This is a genomic window from Pseudomonas sp. B21-040 (assembly GCF_024748695.1).
Lineage (GTDB): Bacteria > Pseudomonadota > Gammaproteobacteria > Pseudomonadales > Pseudomonadaceae > Aquipseudomonas.
Window position 1 is genome coordinate 5,921,207 of sequence record NZ_CP087176.1, and the last position, 16,624, is coordinate 5,937,830.

Below are 16,624 nucleotides of genomic sequence, written 5' to 3' on the forward strand. Positions count from 1 at the left end.
CGTGGAGCGGGATGCTTAATAGTTGAAAGTCTTGACCAGCAGCAGGTCACCGATGGCCCGCAGGGGCACGATGAAGGTCTCGCGTTTTTCGTCGACGGTGTTTTCGTTGAGCACCAGGTTGATCTGCGAGGTAATCACCTCGTTCTGGTTGCTGGTCTCATCGAAGTTATAGCCGCCGTTGCCGAAGTTGCCCCAATAGTTCACGTAAACCAGATAGGTGCCACGCAGCGGCGCGGTCATGGTGAACATTTCCGGACCGGGGCCGTCGACACCGTCCGGGTCCAGGCCGCCGCCATTGGTCAATGCCGGATGAGCCCAGAACGCATGCTGACCGTCGGGGGTGACAATGTGCAGGTCGAGTTCGGCTTTCGGATCATCCCAACCCAACACCACACGAATCCGTGCCGGGGTGCGCAGGTTGTTGGCTTCATAGAATTGAACGCGCTTGAGCGACTGACCTTCGGCACTGCGCACTTCGACGCTGTTGGAACCGGCGCCGAACGCATACGGCCGGGCAAACCGCCCCTGCTCGTCGGTGTACAGATTCAAAGGATTGCCATTGACCGCCAACGTGTGCGGCCCGCGCTGAGTGCCCAAGGCCTTGAGCTGGCCTTCGATCATCGTGCGATTGCGCTGCACCCCTCGGTCGATGGGTGGCGTGGGGTAGGCGACTTGAGGATTTTCGCTGCGGTCGAGCAGGCCGTTGAAGCGCCAGCCACCGACCGGCTCCGACAGCACGGCCGCAGGCTCGGCCAAGGCCGCGCTCGCGCAGACCAGCCCTATCAGCAGCAAAAGAAGTGAACGCATGTGACGCCTCCTGCCATGCATAACGAAACCTTGCGCCCGATCCTCGGCGCGTTACAGATCCAAATACTGCGTTTCGTCAAAAAGACCCGTGACTATTGGGTCGTAGTTGGCGCGAAGGTTAGCGATTCGGCAGTTTTTTAACAATCAGATACATCTTGATTTGTTGTAGCCATCACGAAGAAGTTTGGGGCGTGAGCCGAATAGCGATCTTATTCGGCTCACAACATGAGCCGAATAAGACTATTATTCGGCTCATTCACTCTGGAGTTACCCGTGGTCATGGCACCTCACTGGATTTGGCAACAGCCCGAATGGCCGAATTTCACTTGGCAATCCGAACGCCTGACGCCGCTATTGCGTGAGTGCGTGCAGGCGCAAGGTCAGTTGATGGGCATGGCCAGTTCCGTAGATAGCTCACTCAGCGCACAGAACGAACTGGATGCGCTGTTACAAAACATCGTGACGTCTTCAGCCATTGAGGGCGAACAGCTCAATGTGGGCTCGGTCCGCTCATCGCTGGCGCGGCGCCTGGGTCTGGAGGTGGTCAATGGCGATAAAGTCAGCCAACGCAGCGAAGGGCTGGCGCAGTTAATGCTCGATGCCACTCAGCACTTTGCGCAACCGCTGACACTGCCGCGGTTACTGGAATGGCATACATGGCTGTTTCCGGATCAGGACATGAACTTCGCCGCCCGGGCGATCCGAATCGGCGAACTGCGCGGCGATGAACCGATGCAGGTGGTGTCCGGGCGACTGGACAAACCGACCATTCACTTCGAAGCACCGCCACGGCCTGGGCTTGAACAGCAGCTCGATACGTTTCTTGCCTGGTTTGAAGCCAGCCAGAAGCAGAACGGGCTCGATCCATTGCTGCGGGCCGGCATCGCGCACTTCTGGTTCGTCACCTTGCACCCCTTTGACGATGGCAATGGTCGCCTCACGCGAACCATTACCGATCTCGCCCTGGCTCAGGGAGAGGCGCAGGCGATCCGGTTCTACGCCATGTCGGCGAGCATCCTGGAGGACCGCTCCAGCTATTACCGAGTGCTGGAAACCAGCCAGAAAAGCTCCACGGACATTACCGAGTGGCTGCAATGGTTTCTGCAAACACTGCTGCGCAGCTTGCAGCAGGCCATGACGCGAATCGAAGCGGTACTGGGCAAGGCGCGCTTCTGGCAGGCGCATCGGGACTCAAAATTGTCAGCCGAGCAGATTAAGGTACTGAATCGCTTGCTGGACGGTGGTGAGCGAGGCTTCGAGGACGGGATCAGTGCGGCTCAATATCAAGCTGTGGCGAAAGTATCGAAAGCCACCGCGACCCGTCATTTGGCTGAGTTGCTGGAGAAGGGTTGCCTGCAACGCCTGCCCGGCGGTGGGCGTAGTACCCGCTATCAAGTCCACTATCCGGATGACTCAACATAATTAAGCCATAAGGTGACCTGTAGCAGCTGGCGAAGCCTGCGTCGCAGTTGAAACGGTTGCCGCCGGCACTGTGGCAGAACTGCCCTGCTCATTTGCCCATAACCCCCATGTCTGCTAGTGTCGCGCCGGTTTAACGTCAACCGGAAATAGCCGCCATGGCCCGCAAAAAAGCTGCACTGGATTTCGAACAATCTCTCGCTGACCTGCAAACGCTGGTGGAGCGTCTGGAGAACGGCGAATTGTCGCTGGAAGACTCGCTGACGGCTTTCGAGCAAGGCATCGGTCTGACTCGCGATTGCCAGGCGGCGCTGGCCCAGGCCGAGCAAAAGGTTCAAGTGCTGCTCGAGCGTGATGGCGAGTTGGCCGAGGAACCCTTCGACGCGGATCAGCCAGAATGATTGCAGCGTACTCTGCGACCAGCCAGGCCCGGGTCAACGCGGCCCTGGAAACCCTGTTCAACGCGCCAGGCCCTGAACTCGCCCGCCTCTATGAAGCCATGCGCTATAGCGTGATGAATGGCGGCAAACGCGTACGCCCGCTGCTGGCCTATGCCGCCTGCGAAGCATTGGGTGGCAAGGCCGAGCAAGCCAACGGTGCGGCCTGCGCGGTGGAGCTGATCCACGCGTATTCTCTGGTGCACGACGATTTGCCGGCCATGGACGATGACGATCTGCGTCGCGGCCAGCCGACCACGCACAAGAAATTCGATGAAGCCTGCGCCATCCTCGCTGGCGACGGCTTGCAGAGCCTGGCCTTCAGCGCCCTGCTTGCCCCGCACCTGAACGAAGCTGACGCCGAGATCCGCCTGCAGATGGTCAGCGCACTGGCCGTCGCGGCAGGCCCGGCGGGCATGGTCGGCGGTCAAGCCATCGACCTCGGCTCGGTTGGCCTCAAGCTCGATCAAAAAGCCCTTGAGTACATGCACCGGCACAAGACCGGCGCGCTGATCGAAGTCAGCGTCAAACTCGGCGCCCTGGCCAGCGGCCGCGCCGAGAAGGACGAACTCAAAGCGCTGCAAACGTATGCACAAGCCATCGGCCTGGCGTTTCAGGTCCAGGACGACATTCTCGACGTCGAAAGCGATACCGAAACCCTCGGCAAGCGCCAGGGCGCTGACATCGCTCGCGACAAGCCGACCTACCCGGCGCTGCTCGGTCTTGACGCGGCCAAGGCCTACGCGCTGGAACTGCGCGACCAGGCCCTGCACGCGCTGCGACCGTTTGACGCGGCCGCCGAGCCCTTGCGCGATCTGGCCCGCTACATCGTCGAACGGCGTAGCTGACAGCGTATCGGCCAAGTTAAGACCAACGCGTGGGCAGGGGGCGAAGCATCAGGTAAACTGCCGCATCTTTTATACCTATAACGATTCGCCTGATGCCCACGACGTTTCATGAGATTCCCCGCAAACGCCCGACCACGCCCCTGCTCGACCGCGCCAACACGCCGGACGGCCTGCGCCGGTTAGGCGAAGCCGAGCTGGAAACCCTGGCCGATGAGTTGCGCCTGGAATTGCTCTACACGGTCGGTCAGACCGGCGGGCATTTCGGCGCCGGCCTGGGCGTCATCGAGCTGACCATCGCGCTGCATTACGTCTTTGACACCCCGGACGACCGGTTGGTGTGGGACGTGGGTCATCAGGCTTATCCGCACAAAATCCTCACCGGCCGTCGCGAGCGCATGGGCACCCTGCGCCAGAAGGATGGCGTCGCCGCCTTCCCGCGTCGTTCCGAGAGCGAGTACGACACCTTTGGCGTCGGCCACTCCAGCACCTCGATCAGCGCTGCACTGGGCATGGCGATTGCCGCCCGTCTGCAAAACAGCGATCGCAAGGCGATTGCAGTGATTGGCGACGGCGCGTTGACCGCCGGCATGGCGTTCGAGGCGCTGAACCATGCGCCGGAAGTGGACGCCAACATGCTGGTGATCCTCAACGACAACGACATGTCGATCTCGCGCAACGTCGGCGGGCTGTCGAACTACCTGGCGAAAATTCTTTCCAGCCGCACTTATGCGAGCATGCGTGAGGGCAGCAAAAAAGTTCTCTCGCGTCTTCCAGGCGCCTGGGAAATCGCCCGTCGCACCGAAGAATACGCAAAAGGCATGCTGGTACCCGGCACGCTGTTCGAAGAGCTGGGCTGGAACTACATCGGCCCGATCGATGGCCACGACCTGCCGACCCTGATCGCCACGTTGCGCAACATGCGCGACCTCAAGGGCCCGCAGTTCCTGCACGTCGTCACCAAGAAAGGCAAAGGCTTCGCCCCCGCTGAAGTCGACCCGATCGGTTACCACGCCATCACCAAACTCGAACCGCTGGACGCACCGGCCGCCGCGCCGAAGAAAGCCGGCGGGCCGAAGTATTCGGCGGTCTTTGGCGAATGGCTGTGCGACATGGCCGCGTCCGATCCACGCCTGGTCGGCATCACCCCGGCGATGAAAGAAGGCTCGGACCTGGTGGCGTTCAGCGAACGATTCCCGCTGCGCTACTTCGACGTGGCGATTGCCGAACAACACGCAGTAACCCTCGCCGCCGGCATGGCCTGCGAAGGCGCGAAACCGGTGGTGGCGATTTACTCGACCTTCCTGCAACGCGGCTACGACCAATTGATCCATGACGTCGCGGTGCAAAACCTCGACGTGCTGTTCGCCATCGACCGCGCCGGTCTGGTGGGCGAAGACGGCCCGACGCACGCCGGCAGCTTCGACCTGTCGTTCCTGCGCTGCATCCCCGGCATGCTGGTGATGACCCCGAGCGACGAAAACGAATTGCGTAAAATGCTCACCACCGGCCACCTCTACAACGGCCCGGCGGCAGTGCGCTATCCGCGCGGTTCGGGGCCGAACGCGCCCATCGAGAAGGACCTGCAACCGATCGAAATCGGCAAAGGCATCGTTCGTCGTCAGGGCAACAAAGCCGCCCTGCTGGTGTTCGGCGTGCAACTGGCCGAGGCGCTGAAAGTCGCCGAGACGCTGGATGCGACCGTGGTCGACATGCGTTTCGTCAAACCGCTGGATGAAGCGCTGGTTCGTGACATCGCCGCCAGCCATGAGCTGCTGGTGACCATCGAAGAAAACGCGATCATGGGCGGTGCCGGTGCCGCGGTCAGTGAATTCCTGGCGCGCGAGAACATCCTCAAGTCGGTGCTGCACCTGGGCTTGCCGGACCTCTACGTCGAACACGCCAAGCCTGCGCAGATGCTGGCCGAGTGCGGGCTGGACGAGGCCGGGATCGAAGCTTCGATCCGCGAACGCCTGCAACTGCTGAACCGCTAAATACACTCTCCCTGTGGGAGCAGCGGTGCGGCGATCCGACTTGCCCGCGAAAAGGCCGGCACATCCAACTTCAATGTTGATCGTGCCGACGCCTTCGCGGGCAAGTCGGATCGCCGCACCGCCGCTCCCACAGTGTTTTGTGGACCTATCAAAATTGTGTTCGCTAGAACGAGCCAACGGATTGCCAATGAAACTCTCCCCCCTCGCCCTGACGCTGACCCTGCTGCCGGCCGGCCAGCTGCTGGCCGATACCTTCGAACGCGATCAAGCCCTGAAGCTGCCGGACGTTCTGATCACTGCCAACCGTCAGGTTGAAGCGCGCAACGACAGCAGCGCCGCCAACACGGTATTCACCCGCGAAGACATCGACCGCCTGCAGCCGAACAGCATCACCGACCTGCTCAGCCGGGTGCCGGGTGTGCAAGTTACGCAAACCGGCGGGCGCGGCAGTCTGCCGGGGGTTTACATTCGCGGCACTCAGTCGGCGCAAAGTCTGGTGCTGGTGGACGGTCAGCGCATCGGCAATTCGACGTCGGGCGACAGCAACCTGCAGCACATCAACATCGAACAGGTCGAGCGCGTGGAAGTGCTGCGCGGCTCCCGTTCGGTGATTTATGGCAGCGACGCTATCGGCGGGGTGATTCAGATCTTCACCCGCCGTGGTGACGAGCAAGGCCTGCAACCGCGGATGCACGTGGGATTTGGCAGTTACCAGACCTGGGAACGCAGCCTCGGGCTGTCCGGCGGCGATGAGAAAACCCGCTTCAATCTCGGTGCCAGCCTCAATGAAACCGCCGGGATCAATCGCACGCAGCAGTCGTTTCCCAGTGATGGCGATCACGATGAGTACCGCAATCAATCGGTCAGTTTCAGCGTGAGCCACGCGCTCACCGACGATCTCGAAATCGGCGCCAACGTCTTGGATAACCGGGGCAAAAGCGAGTTCGACAACCCGTTTGGCCGCTTCGACACCACCACTTTCGAGTCGGTCCAGCAGCAGCCTTCCAGCGATTTCGCCGTGAGCAGCGTCAGCAGTTACGTCGATGCACGGGTCAACGACGCCTGGAAAACCCGCCTCGAATTCGGCCATAGCGAAAACCGCGAGAAAACCTCAGACAAGCTCAGCGATGAACGCAGCGTATTCAACACCTACCGCGACTCGGTGAACTGGCAGAACGACCTGACGCTCAACGACCGTAACAACCTGCTCCTGGGCGGCGACTGGTACGAAGACAGGGTCAACAGCAGCACGGCCTTCGATGAAGACAGTCGCTGGAACCGCGCGGCATTTTTCCAGCATCACTACCGTGCGGACAGTTTTTCCACTGAGCTGGGCCTGCGCCACGACGAGAACCAGCAGTTTGGGAGTCAGAACAGCTGGAGCGGCACCTTCACTTTGCCGCTGAACCCGGACAACGACGTACTGCTGAGCTACAGCGAAGGCTTTCGTGCGCCGACGTTCAATGACTTGTACTACCCGGATTTCAGCAACCCGGACCTGAAACCTGAAACGTCGAAAAGCTATGAACTGCAATGGCGCAGCCAGTTGACTGAAACCAGTCGACTGGAAGCGTCGCTATACCGCACGGACCTCGAAGACGCGATTATTTTCGGCAGCAACTCTCGGCCAGAGAACGTCGCTTCAGCACGGATCAACGGGTTTGAAGCTGCGTTGAAACAGGAGTTGTTCGGCTGGCAGAGCAACCTTGGCGTCGCAATCATCGACCCTCGCGATCGCGACACCGGCCACACCTTGGCTCGCCGGGCACGACGGACGTTGAGTCTGGACCTGGATCGACAGTTTGATCGCCTCGGTCTCGGTGCCAGTTGGCAAGCCGTCAGCAGCAGCTACGACGACTTGAACAATGAGCAGCCGTTGGGTGGGTATGCGTTGCTCGGATTGCGCAGCAGTTGGGAACTCGATCGTGAGATCAAGCTTGAGCTGAAGGTCGATAACCTGCTGGACAAAGGCTACAGCCGGGCCTTGTACAGCCACGACAGCAATCAGTATGGGTACCGCGAAGAAGGTCGGGCATTGATGTTCGGGGTGACCTGGACACCGACAATTTAACTTGATCACCTGATCGTTCCCACGCTCCGCGTGGGAATACATCCCGTGGCGGCATTCCCACGCAGAGCGTGGGAACGATCAACGCAGAACGCGGGAACGATCAGCGTGATGGTACGATCAACTGGCACAGCTTGGCCGTCGCTTCGATCATTTGTCCACTCGGCCGCTCCAGGCCTTTGTCCGTTACCAGCAACAATTGCCCCTGCTTCACCGCCGCGACCTGCGACCACGCCTTCCACGCGTCCAACTGCGCCTGATCACTGGCCAGAATCACCTCGGGATCACGCTGCAACACCGCTTCGACACTGACCTGCGGTGCCGGCAATGTCAGGTCGGCAAACACGTTGCGGGCGCCGCAGACCGCCAACGCATCGCTGATAATCTGACCGCCACCAACGGTGTACAACGGCCGGTCCCACACCTGATAGAACACCCGCAATGGCGTGTCTCGCCGATAGCGCAGACGCAATGTTTCCAGCCGCTGGTGCAAATCGGTAGCCAATGAACGTCCACGTTCCGGGCGGCCCAGTTGCATGGCAATGGCTTCAATCTGCGCCGTCAGTTGTTCCAGCGAATGCGGTTCGGCGACGTAGGTGGGGATGTTCAATCGCTTGAGCTGCTCGCGCTGGGCCGGGCCAACGCTGCCCGGCCAGAGCAACAGCAAATCGGGTTTGAGACTGAGCAAGCGCTCCATATCCAACTGACCGTAGCGGCCCACCGAAGGCAGGTCTTTGAGTTCAGCGGGACGCTCACCGGCATCCAGGACACCGACCAGCAGGTCGGCTGATCCCAGTTCGACAACGATTTCAGAGAGGGACGGCGCCAGACTGACGACTCGTTCGACGGCAGCCGCCGAACCGCTGACGGCCAGCAGCAAAACCGCCAGCCAATAGCGCAACATCAGCCGAGTTGACGCGGAATACGGTAGAGGTAGAACAACACCGTGGTCGACAGTGCCAGCAACACCAATGGCACGGCTTCGAGGCCGACGAATACCGCCAGCGCGCCAATCCAGGCGGGCAATGCAGCCGCCAGGAACGCGGTACGCCGCTTGGCGGCCAGGGCGATCCAGGCAGCGGGCTCTTCAGGGGTGTCGAGGGCTTTTTGAGTGGCGATCAGCGCGTGCTTGTAGCCACCGAAAAACTTCAGGCTGACAAACATCGAGGCGACACCGGCGATGAACAATGGCATCGCCAGCACCGGCAGGATGGCCTCGCCCTGGCCAAACACACCGTTGATCACGAACAGCGGCAACAAGGCCAACGCCAGGTATTGCCACCAATTGAACGACAGTCGACGCCGAACCTGACCGCGGGTCACGCCCGATCCGCCTCGCCCTGATGCTCGTTGCCCATCATGTGGTCGAGCTTGCTGGCCTTGGTGGCCAGGTAAAGTTTGTTGTGCGGGTTATGACCGGTGTGCAGCGGCACGCGCTCGGCAACCACGATGCCCATGTCGGTCAAGGCTTTGACCTTGCGTGGGTTGTTGGTCATCAGGCGCACGGACTTCACCCCCAGGTGCTCAAGCATCGGCAGGCACATGGCGTAGTCGCGCTGGTCGGCAGCAAAGCCCAGACGCTCGTTGGCTTCAACGGTGTCGGCACCGCCGTCCTGCAACTCATAGGCGCGAATCTTGTTCAGCAGGCCAATGCCACGGCCTTCCTGGCGCAAATACAGCAATACGCCACGGCCTTCACGGGCGATGGCCTGCAAGGCGGCTTCAAGTTGCGAACCGCAGTCGCAACGCTGGCTGAACAAGGCATCGCCCGTCAGGCATTCGGAGTGCAGCCGGCCGAGTACCGGGGCACCGTCGGCGAAATCACCCAGGCTCAGCACGACATGCTCGCGGCCAGTGGCTTCATCGAGAAAGCCATGCATGGTGAATTGCGCAAAAGGCGTTGGCAGCTTGGAAGCGGCGACAAAAACGACAGGCACCGGTGTGCTCCTGATCATAATTACTGGAGATTCGCAGACGCGGCATTGTAACAGCAGGTTCCTACAGACGCTTAGGCTGAATTATGGGACATAACGATCAAAATGTTAGATCTCAGACGCCTGACGCCCGGCGTGCAGATCCCCTGTAGCAGCTGGCGAAGCCTGCGTTCGGCGGCGCAGCCGTCGTGAAACCTGCACACTCGATCAGTCTGATACACCGCGCCACCTGAATTTACGACGGCTGCGCCGCCGAACGCAGGCTTCGCCAGCGGCTACATGTGTTCAGTTCGCGTCAAAGGGGTAAGGCTGTTTCCAGCGCTCGAAGATCGGCTTCAACTGACCGCTTTTCACCAGCGTATCCATGCGCTGGTCAAACAACTCCATCAACGTACGAGCCCTGGGCGTATTGGCGAAGCACAGGTAAAGCGGCAATTCTGCGATAGGCGTGCGACGGAACAGGGAGGGATCTTTGGCCCGCTTGAGGACGTAATCGATCTCGGTCAGCGCATCGATGTAAAAGTCGGCGCGGTCGTGAATCAGCATCGACAAAATGCCGGTGCGCCGAATGACCTCGTTATAGCGACGCACGTTGGGCAGGTAATTCTGGTACTCGTAACCGCGGACCCAGGCCAGTCGATAGTTGCCGAGGGTCTGCGGGGTCGGCACCGGATGACTGGCCAGGCCCAGGGCATAGATGTGATCGGTATCGTAATTCCAGCGCGGATATAGCAGGTCGCTGACGTCATTGTGATACGCGCCGACACAGGCATCCACGTCACCGCGCTGGGTCAGGCCCACGGCGCGGGTATAAGGTTCAATGCGGATGTCCAGCTTGACCCCGGCCGGCTCGAAGATAGCCCGCAACACGTCCCAGCCAAGGCCATGCCCGTCAGCAGCGGTGTAGTCTTCCCATTCTTCGCTGGCCAGATGAATCACGGTCGGCGGCTCGTCCCCCGCCTGTGCAAGCGAGCAAAACAGGGCGAAAAACATCACCACCAACCCGCGCAGAGCCATCCTGAACCCTCTCTTCGCCCATCAGGCGAACATCCGTACCAGCCCTTGCATCGCCAACCAGGCAAATACGCCTGCCAACACGTCGTCGAGCATGATCCCGACGCCGCCATGCACATGCCGGTCGATCCAGCGAATCGGCCAGGGCTTGAGAATGTCGAAGAAGCGAAACATCAGGAAACCCGCCAGCAACCAGTACCAACCTTCCGGCACCAGCCACAGGGTGATCCACATCCCGACCATTTCGTCCCAGACGATGCCCTCGTGGTCGTGCACTCGCAAATCGTCGGCTACTTTGCCGCACAGCCAGAAGCCGAACAGCATGGTGATGCCGAGCATCAGCCAGTAACCCCAATCGGGCAGCATCTGCCACAACGGAATAAAAGGTAGCGCAACCAACGAACCCCAGGTGCCCGGTGCTTTTGGCAGGGTGCCCGAGCCGAAGCCGAACGCCAGGAAGTGCCAGGGATTGCGCCAGACCGATGGCGGTACGAACTCCGCCGGGACCTGTTTGGGATGATCTGTCACGGTGTCTCCCGAAAATGTTGATAGCCCCGGGTTTGCGGGGTGATGTCTTGTCCTGCGGCGTCCAGCAGTTGCACGCCCTGCCCCGACACAACGCGCCCGATCACATGGATTGGCCAGCCATCGGTCAGCAAGGCAGGCAATTCGACGGACGGCAGGGTAAAGGCCAGCACGTAATCGTCGCCGCCACTCAGGGCAGCCATTTCAGCATCGGACTGGCCGAGGAAGGCGACCAATGCCTTCGACAAAGGCAACTTACTACGCTCGACCTGAATGCCGACCTGCGAGGCGAGCGCAATATGCCCGCAATCGGCGAGCAAGCCGTCGGAGATATCGAGCGCCGATGTCGCCTTGCCACGCAACGCCTGGCCCAACGCGAGTTGCGGTTGTGGCGCCCAGTAGTGCGCCAGCAATGGCTCGGCAATGGCCGTCTCGGTCATCCGCTGGCCAAGCACCAGTGGAAGTGCCCCGGCCGCATTGCCCAACTCGCCACCGACGCACAACAAATCGCCCGGCTTCGCGCCACTGCGGGTCAGCGCCTGACCGACCGGCACACGGCCAAACACGGTCATGGTCAGGCTCAGCGGCCCACGGGTGGTATCGCCGCCCACCAGCGCCACGCCGCAGCCTTGCGCCATCAGGTTCAAACCACGGGCATAGGCTTGCAGCCAATCGGCGGTCACCGTCGGCAAGGTCAGGGCAAGGGTAAAGGCAACGGGGGTGGCGCCCATGGCGGCCAGATCGCTGACCGCTACGGCCAGCGAGCGCTGACCGAGCAGAAACGGATCGCAAGGGTCGGCGAAATGTACACCGGCCACCAGCGTATCGGTAGAAATCGCCAACTGCTCCCCGGGGGGAACAGCCAGCAAGGCGCAGTCATCGCCGATTCCAAGGGCAACGCCTTCGCCGCCCTGCGCACAAGGCGCGGCGGCGAAGAAATTGCGGATCAGCTCAAACTCGCCCATCGCAGACCCAAGCGCTAATTAGCGCTTGAACGCCTTGACTTCAGCTTCACGCAGACGTGGGGCCAGCTTGTCGAGTACACCGTTGACGAACTTGTGGCCGTCGGTGGAACCGAAGACTTTTGCCAGTTCGATACCTTCGTTGATCACAACGCGGTACGGCACGTCGACGCGCTCGAGCAGTTCCCAGGTGGACAGGCGCAATACCGCCAGTTCAACCGGGTCCAGTTCTTCGATGGTCAGGTCGAGGCAAGGCTTGAGCGCCGCATCGATCTTGTCCTTCTGTGCCGGAACCCCGTGGAGGATTTCACGGAAGTAGGCACCGTCGACATCACTGAAATCGTTATCGACCCGAAACTGCGCTTCGATCTCGTTCAACGACTGCTTGGCCATGTGCCATTGGTACAGCGCCTGAGTTGCGAGCTGACGGGCTTCGCGACGCTTGACGCTTTTCGATGGCTTGCCGGCATCCGCAGGCTTTGGATCGCGCGGGTTGAAACGATCGCTTTCGTCGCTAATCACTTGGCCTCCAACTGCGCCAGCAGGCTGACCATTTCCAGAGCGGACAGGGCAGCTTCGGCACCTTTGTTACCGGCTTTGGTGCCGGAACGTTCGATGGCTTGTTCGATGGAATCAACGGTCAGCACGCCGAACGCGACTGGAACGCCAAATTCCATGGACACCTGGGCCAGGCCCTTGGTGCATTCGCCCGCCACGTATTCGAAGTGCGGAGTACCGCCACGAATGACCGCGCCCAGGGCGATGATTGCCGCGTATTCGCCCTTCTGAGCGACTTTCTGCGCAACCAGCGGAATTTCGAAGGCGCCAGGAGCGCGGATGATGGTGATGTCGCTTTCGCTTACGCCGTGGCGAACCAGGGCATCCACTGCACCGCTGACCAGACTTTCAACGACGAAGCTGTTGAAACGGCCCACTACCAAAGCGTAGCGGCCTTTAGGGGCGATGAAGGTACCTTCGATGGTCTTCAGGGTCATTCGTTAGATCTCTTAAAGAGCCGGGACGCGTTTTCTACGCGTCCCTCAGTGATGTGTTAACCGCGAATCAAGGACTGGAAATAACCGGTCATTATTCGGAGGGCACGTATTCTACAACTTCCAGATCGAAACCGGATATCGCATTAAATTTCATTGGCGCACTCATCAGACGCATTTTGCGCACGCCCAGGTCCCGAAGGATCTGCGAACCGGCACCGACGATGCTGTAGGTGGTCGGTTTTTTCACCGCCGCCTGGTCAGCGGTTTCGCGGATGTGCGCCAGCAACACGTCGCCATCCAGCGGGTGACCGAGCAACAGCACCACGCCGCTGCCAGCCTCGGCAACCGCGGCCATGGCGGCGCGCAGGCTCCAGCGGCCCGGCTGCTTGACCATCAACAGGTCGCGCAGGGGGTCCATGTTGTGCACCCGAACCAGCGTTGGTTCTTCGGCGCAGACAGTGCCCAGGGTCAGTGCCATGTGCACGTCGCCTTCCACGGAATCACGATAGGTCACCAGGTTGAATTGGCCCAGTTCGCTGTCCAGTGGCTGCTCGGCAATCCGCTGAACGGTACGTTCGTGGATCATCCGGTAGTGGATCAGGTCGGCGATGGTGCCGATCTTGATGTCGTGTTCAGCGGCGAACGCTTCCAGTTCAGCACGACGGGACATGGTGCCGTCGTCGTTCATCACTTCGCAGATCACGCCGCTCGGCTCGAAACCGGCCATGCGCGCCAGGTCACAGGCCGCTTCAGTGTGGCCTGCGCGAGCGAGGGTGCCGCCGGCCTGGGCCATCAGCGGGAAGATGTGACCCGGGCTGACGATGTCTTCAGCCTTGGCGTCTTTGGCGGCAGCGGCTTGCACGGTGCGCGCACGATCGGCAGCGGAGATGCCGGTGGTCACGCCTTCGGCGGCTTCGATGGAGACGGTGAACTTGGTGCCGAAACCGGAACCATTGCGTGGCGCCATCAGCGGCAGCTTCAGCAGCTCGCAACGCTCGCGGCTCATCGGCATGCAGATCAAGCCACGGGCGTGCTTGGCCATGAAATTGATGTGCTCGGGCTTGCAGCACTCGGCGGCCATGATCAGGTCGCCTTCGTTCTCGCGGTCTTCGTCATCCATGAGGATGACCATCTTGCCTTGGCGGATGTCTTCAACCAGTTCTTCGATGCTATTGAGCGCCACAAGGCACCCCCTTGGGTCAGGATTTGAGGTAGCCGTTGGCGGCCAGAAAGCTTTCGGTAATGGTGCTGCCAGGCTTTTGCGAAGAGCTCGGCTCGGCGGCCTTGTCGCCCAACAGCAGGCGCTCCAGGTAACGGGCCAGCAAGTCGACTTCCAGATTCACCCGGCGACCTGGCTGGTACGACGCCATGATGGTTTCGCTCAGGGTATGCGGGATGATCGTCAGCATAAATTCGGCGCCATCGACCGCGTTCACGGTCAGGCTGGTGCCGTCGACGGTGATCGAGCCTTTATGGGCGATGTACTTGGCCAGTTCTTTCGGCGCACGGATGCGGAATTCCACGGCACGCGCGTTTTCGGTGCGGGCAACCACTTCACCCACGCCATCGACGTGACCGCTGACCAGATGCCCGCCGAGGCGAGTGGTCGGGGTCAGGGCTTTTTCCAGGTTCACCGGGCTGCCGCTTTTGAGGTCGTTCATGGCGGTGCAGTCGAGGGTTTCGCGGCTGACGTCGGCGGCAAAGCCGTTGCCCGGCAGTTCAACCGCCGTCAGGCACACGCCGTTGACCGCGATGCTGTCACCCAGCTTGACGTCGCTCAGGTCGAGCTTGCCGGTTTCTACGTGGACCCGCACATCTCCGCCTTTTGGGGTCAATGCACGAATACTGCCGATGGATTCGATAATGCCGGTAAACATGTGGTCCTCCTCGAGAACAAAGCCGTCGCTAGGCTGCGGCCAGGAATTATACGCTCGCGGCTGGCGAAGGAATGGCTGTGACCCGCCAGTCATCGCCAACCGCGCGAATTTCGGTGATTTTAAGCTCGGGCGCATCCTTCATTTGCGCGAGCGGCCAGTCGAGCAGCGGTCGCGCCGAAGAACCCAGAAACTTGCCGGCGATGAAAATCTGGAACTCATCCACCAGGCCTTGCTGAGCGAATGCGCCCGCCAGGCGCGGGCCGGCTTCGACCAACACCTCATTGACGCCACGGGCGGCGAGCTCGACCAGCAATTGCCGCAGATCGACCTGACCATCGTAGCCGGGCACGATCAGGCATTCCGGGCCGTTGGCGTACTGTTCTTCCACTGCCACGCAGGTGGCGACCAGCGCCGGGCCGGCCTTGAAGAACGGCGCATCCAGCGGCACCCGCAGGCGACCATCGATCAATACGCGCAGCGGCGGACGGCTCATGGCCAACGCGGTTTGCTGCGCATCCAGGCCCAACTCGTCAGCGCGCACGGTCAGACGGGCGTTGTCCGCCAGTACCGTGTCGGCGCCGGTCAGCACCACGCTGGCCTGGGCACGCAGCCGCTGCACCGCCGAACGCGCGGCGGGGCCGGTGATCCACTGGCTCTCGCCGCTTTCCATCGCCGTGCGACCGTCCAGGCTCATGGCCAACTTGACCCGCACGAACGGCAAGCCGTGTTCCATGCGCTTAAGGAAGCCTTCGTTGAGCTTGCGCGCTTCGCCTTCCAGCACGCCGCTTTCGGCGGCGATACCGGCTTGGGCCAGACGTTGCAGACCGCGACCGGCGACGTCCGGGTTCGGGTCCTGCATCGCCGCGACCACACGGGCAACCCCGGCAGTCACCAGCGCATCGGCGCAGGGCGGCGTGCGGCCGTGATGGCTGCAAGGCTCAAGTGTCACGTAGGCCGTGGCGCCCCGGGCCAATTCACCGGCGGCGCGCAAGGCGTGGACTTCGGCGTGAGGCTCACCGGCGCGCTCATGCCAGCCTTCACCGACAATCTGCCCGTCACGCACAATCACACAGCCGACCCGCGGGTTGGGATGCGTCGTGTAATGACCTTTGCGCGCCAGTTCCAGCGCGCGGGCCATGTAATGGGCGTCGAGGATGGCGAGTTCGGCGGGTGTGCTCATTCTTTCACCGGCTCACGGGCCAGGCGATCGATCTCTTCGCGGAACTCGTTGAGGTCCTGGAAGCGGCGATACACCGAAGCGAAGCGGATATAGGCGACTTCGTCGAGCTTTTGCAGCTCGGCCATCACCAGCTCACCGACCACGAGGGATTTGACCTCGCGTTCGCCAGTGGCGCGCAGTTTGTGTTTGATGTGCACCAGCGACGATTCGAGGCGCTCGACACTCACCGGGCGCTTCTCCAGCGCTCGCTGCATGCCGGCACGCAGTTTTTCTTCGTCGAACGGCTGGCGACTGCCGTCGGTTTTGATCAGGCGCGGCAACACCAGTTCGGCGGTCTCAAACGTCGTGAAACGCTCGCCGCAGGCCAGGCATTCACGCCGGCGGCGCACCTGTTCGCCCTCGGCGACCAGACGCGAGTCGATGACCTTGGTGTCGTTGGCACCGCAGAAGGGACAGTGCATGGTGGCAGGCAACAAAAAAAGGGAGGGCCATGGTAGCGCATCCCGGTGGCAAGACAAGCCATAGGGTTTGCGGTATACAGTCGGCTATAGCGCTTGATCCGTGGAT

18 protein-coding genes are annotated in these 16,624 nt (G+C 61.3%); 5 read left to right on the top strand and 13 right to left on the bottom strand.

Features of this window, described 5'->3' with window-relative positions; all coding sequences use genetic code 11:
• Nucleotides 1-15: 15 nt before the first annotated feature.
• The gene (locus LOY55_RS27100) at nucleotides 16-807 is read right to left on the bottom strand and encodes a YfaP family protein (RefSeq protein WP_046028768.1); all 792 of its coding nucleotides are present in this window, start codon (nucleotides 805-807) and stop codon (nucleotides 16-18) included.
• Between the two features lie 279 nt (nucleotides 808-1,086).
• Between LOY55_RS27100 and LOY55_RS27105 the strand changes: the two genes are divergently transcribed.
• The 5 genes from LOY55_RS27105 to LOY55_RS27125 all read left to right on the top strand — a co-directional run bounded on the left by LOY55_RS27105 (nucleotide 1,087) and on the right by LOY55_RS27125 (nucleotide 7,573).
• Nucleotides 1,087-2,229 (top strand): Fic family protein, encoded by a 1,143-nt coding sequence (locus tag LOY55_RS27105; protein WP_223525621.1) that lies wholly within the window; start codon nucleotides 1,087-1,089, stop codon nucleotides 2,227-2,229.
• Between the two features lie 155 nt (nucleotides 2,230-2,384).
• Nucleotides 2,385-2,627, top strand: coding sequence for an exodeoxyribonuclease VII small subunit (locus LOY55_RS27110; protein ID WP_007894317.1), 243 nt, complete (start codon nucleotides 2,385-2,387; stop codon nucleotides 2,625-2,627).
• On the top strand, nucleotides 2,624-3,511 hold the full coding sequence (gene ispA, locus LOY55_RS27115) for a (2E,6E)-farnesyl diphosphate synthase (protein ID WP_077431191.1): 888 nt from the start codon (nucleotides 2,624-2,626) through the stop codon (nucleotides 3,509-3,511). Before LOY55_RS27110 ends, ispA begins: the two co-directional genes overlap by 4 nt.
• Before the next feature lie 92 nt (nucleotides 3,512-3,603).
• A complete protein-coding gene (gene dxs / locus LOY55_RS27120) occupies nucleotides 3,604-5,502 on the top strand; it encodes a 1-deoxy-D-xylulose-5-phosphate synthase (RefSeq protein WP_109787337.1) in 1,899 nt (632 codons plus the stop codon).
• Between the two features lie 187 nt (nucleotides 5,503-5,689).
• Nucleotides 5,690-7,573: a TonB-dependent receptor domain-containing protein gene (locus tag LOY55_RS27125; protein ID WP_223525622.1), complete on the top strand. Its 1,884-nt coding sequence runs from the start codon at nucleotides 5,690-5,692 to the stop codon at nucleotides 7,571-7,573.
• Nucleotides 7,574-7,673: 100 nt separating this feature from the next.
• Here LOY55_RS27125 and LOY55_RS27130 read toward each other — a convergent pair whose 3' ends face one another.
• The 12 genes from LOY55_RS27130 to nrdR all read right to left on the bottom strand — a co-directional run bounded on the left by LOY55_RS27130 (nucleotide 7,674) and on the right by nrdR (nucleotide 16,518).
• Nucleotides 7,674-8,474, bottom strand: coding sequence for a cobalamin-binding protein (locus LOY55_RS27130; protein ID WP_223525623.1), 801 nt, complete (start codon nucleotides 8,472-8,474; stop codon nucleotides 7,674-7,676).
• A complete protein-coding gene (locus LOY55_RS27135) occupies nucleotides 8,474-8,893 on the bottom strand; it encodes a hypothetical protein (RefSeq protein WP_046028775.1) in 420 nt (139 codons plus the stop codon). Before LOY55_RS27135 ends, LOY55_RS27130 begins: the two co-directional genes overlap by 1 nt.
• The gene (gene ribA / locus LOY55_RS27140; RefSeq protein ID WP_046028778.1) at nucleotides 8,890-9,507 is read right to left on the bottom strand and encodes a GTP cyclohydrolase II; all 618 of its coding nucleotides are present in this window, start codon (nucleotides 9,505-9,507) and stop codon (nucleotides 8,890-8,892) included. Before ribA ends, LOY55_RS27135 begins: the two co-directional genes overlap by 4 nt.
• A gap of 282 nt (nucleotides 9,508-9,789) precedes the next feature.
• Nucleotides 9,790-10,521: an ABC transporter substrate-binding protein gene (locus LOY55_RS27145; RefSeq protein WP_109787334.1), complete on the bottom strand. Its 732-nt coding sequence runs from the start codon at nucleotides 10,519-10,521 to the stop codon at nucleotides 9,790-9,792.
• Between the two features lie 21 nt (nucleotides 10,522-10,542).
• Nucleotides 10,543-11,046 carry a phosphatidylglycerophosphatase A gene (locus LOY55_RS27150; RefSeq protein ID WP_109787333.1) on the bottom strand — a complete coding sequence of 168 codons (504 nt, stop codon included), beginning with the start codon at nucleotides 11,044-11,046 and terminating at the stop codon, nucleotides 10,543-10,545.
• Nucleotides 11,043-12,008, bottom strand: a complete 966-nt coding sequence (gene thiL, locus LOY55_RS27155; protein ID WP_109787332.1) for a thiamine-phosphate kinase — start codon at nucleotides 12,006-12,008, stop codon at nucleotides 11,043-11,045. Before thiL ends, LOY55_RS27150 begins: the two co-directional genes overlap by 4 nt.
• Nucleotides 12,009-12,026: 18 nt before the next feature.
• Nucleotides 12,027-12,527: a transcription antitermination factor NusB gene (nusB, locus tag LOY55_RS27160; RefSeq protein ID WP_008033741.1), complete on the bottom strand. Its 501-nt coding sequence runs from the start codon at nucleotides 12,525-12,527 to the stop codon at nucleotides 12,027-12,029.
• Nucleotides 12,524-13,000: a 6,7-dimethyl-8-ribityllumazine synthase gene (ribE, locus tag LOY55_RS27165; RefSeq protein ID WP_003185938.1), complete on the bottom strand. Its 477-nt coding sequence runs from the start codon at nucleotides 12,998-13,000 to the stop codon at nucleotides 12,524-12,526. The genes nusB and ribE overlap by 4 nt, the downstream gene beginning before the upstream one ends.
• 91 nt (nucleotides 13,001-13,091) lie before the next feature.
• Entirely contained in the window at nucleotides 13,092-14,183 is a 1,092-nt protein-coding gene (gene ribBA / locus LOY55_RS27170; RefSeq protein WP_007944233.1) for a bifunctional 3,4-dihydroxy-2-butanone-4-phosphate synthase/GTP cyclohydrolase II, read from the bottom strand.
• Between the two features lie 16 nt (nucleotides 14,184-14,199).
• The gene (locus LOY55_RS27175; protein ID WP_109787331.1) at nucleotides 14,200-14,877 is read right to left on the bottom strand and encodes a riboflavin synthase; all 678 of its coding nucleotides are present in this window, start codon (nucleotides 14,875-14,877) and stop codon (nucleotides 14,200-14,202) included.
• Nucleotides 14,878-14,923: 46 nt separating this feature from the next.
• Nucleotides 14,924-16,057: a bifunctional diaminohydroxyphosphoribosylaminopyrimidine deaminase/5-amino-6-(5-phosphoribosylamino)uracil reductase RibD gene (gene ribD / locus LOY55_RS27180; protein WP_046028789.1), complete on the bottom strand. Its 1,134-nt coding sequence runs from the start codon at nucleotides 16,055-16,057 to the stop codon at nucleotides 14,924-14,926.
• Nucleotides 16,054-16,518 (bottom strand): transcriptional regulator NrdR, encoded by a 465-nt coding sequence (gene nrdR / locus LOY55_RS27185; RefSeq protein ID WP_003228656.1) that lies wholly within the window; start codon nucleotides 16,516-16,518, stop codon nucleotides 16,054-16,056. The genes ribD and nrdR overlap by 4 nt, the downstream gene beginning before the upstream one ends.
• Nucleotides 16,519-16,624: the final 106 nt, after the last annotated feature.

Bases quoted from the DNA above. Each gene is read 5' to 3' on its own strand.
- LOY55_RS27100 (WP_046028768.1), bottom strand. From the start codon at position 807: ATGCGTTCACTTCTTTTGCTGCTGATAGGGCTGGTCTGCGCGAGCGCG.
- LOY55_RS27105 (WP_223525621.1), top strand. From the start codon at position 1,087: ATGGCACCTCACTGGATTTGGCAACAGCCCGAATGGCCGAATTTCACT.
- LOY55_RS27110 (WP_007894317.1), top strand. From the start codon at position 2,385: ATGGCCCGCAAAAAAGCTGCACTGGATTTCGAACAATCTCTCGCTGAC.
- ispA (WP_077431191.1), top strand. From the start codon at position 2,624: ATGATTGCAGCGTACTCTGCGACCAGCCAGGCCCGGGTCAACGCGGCC.
- dxs (WP_109787337.1), top strand. From the start codon at position 3,604: ATGCCCACGACGTTTCATGAGATTCCCCGCAAACGCCCGACCACGCCC.
- LOY55_RS27125 (WP_223525622.1), top strand. From the start codon at position 5,690: ATGAAACTCTCCCCCCTCGCCCTGACGCTGACCCTGCTGCCGGCCGGC.
- LOY55_RS27130 (WP_223525623.1), bottom strand. From the start codon at position 8,474: ATGTTGCGCTATTGGCTGGCGGTTTTGCTGCTGGCCGTCAGCGGTTCG.
- LOY55_RS27145 (WP_109787334.1), bottom strand. From the start codon at position 10,521: ATGGCTCTGCGCGGGTTGGTGGTGATGTTTTTCGCCCTGTTTTGCTCG.
- thiL (WP_109787332.1), bottom strand. From the start codon at position 12,008: ATGGGCGAGTTTGAGCTGATCCGCAATTTCTTCGCCGCCGCGCCTTGT.
- ribE (WP_003185938.1), bottom strand. From the start codon at position 13,000: ATGACCCTGAAGACCATCGAAGGTACCTTCATCGCCCCTAAAGGCCGC.
- LOY55_RS27175 (WP_109787331.1), bottom strand. From the start codon at position 14,877: ATGTTTACCGGCATTATCGAATCCATCGGCAGTATTCGTGCATTGACC.
- ribD (WP_046028789.1), bottom strand. From the start codon at position 16,057: ATGAGCACACCCGCCGAACTCGCCATCCTCGACGCCCATTACATGGCC.
- nrdR (WP_003228656.1), bottom strand. From the start codon at position 16,518: ATGCACTGTCCCTTCTGCGGTGCCAACGACACCAAGGTCATCGACTCG.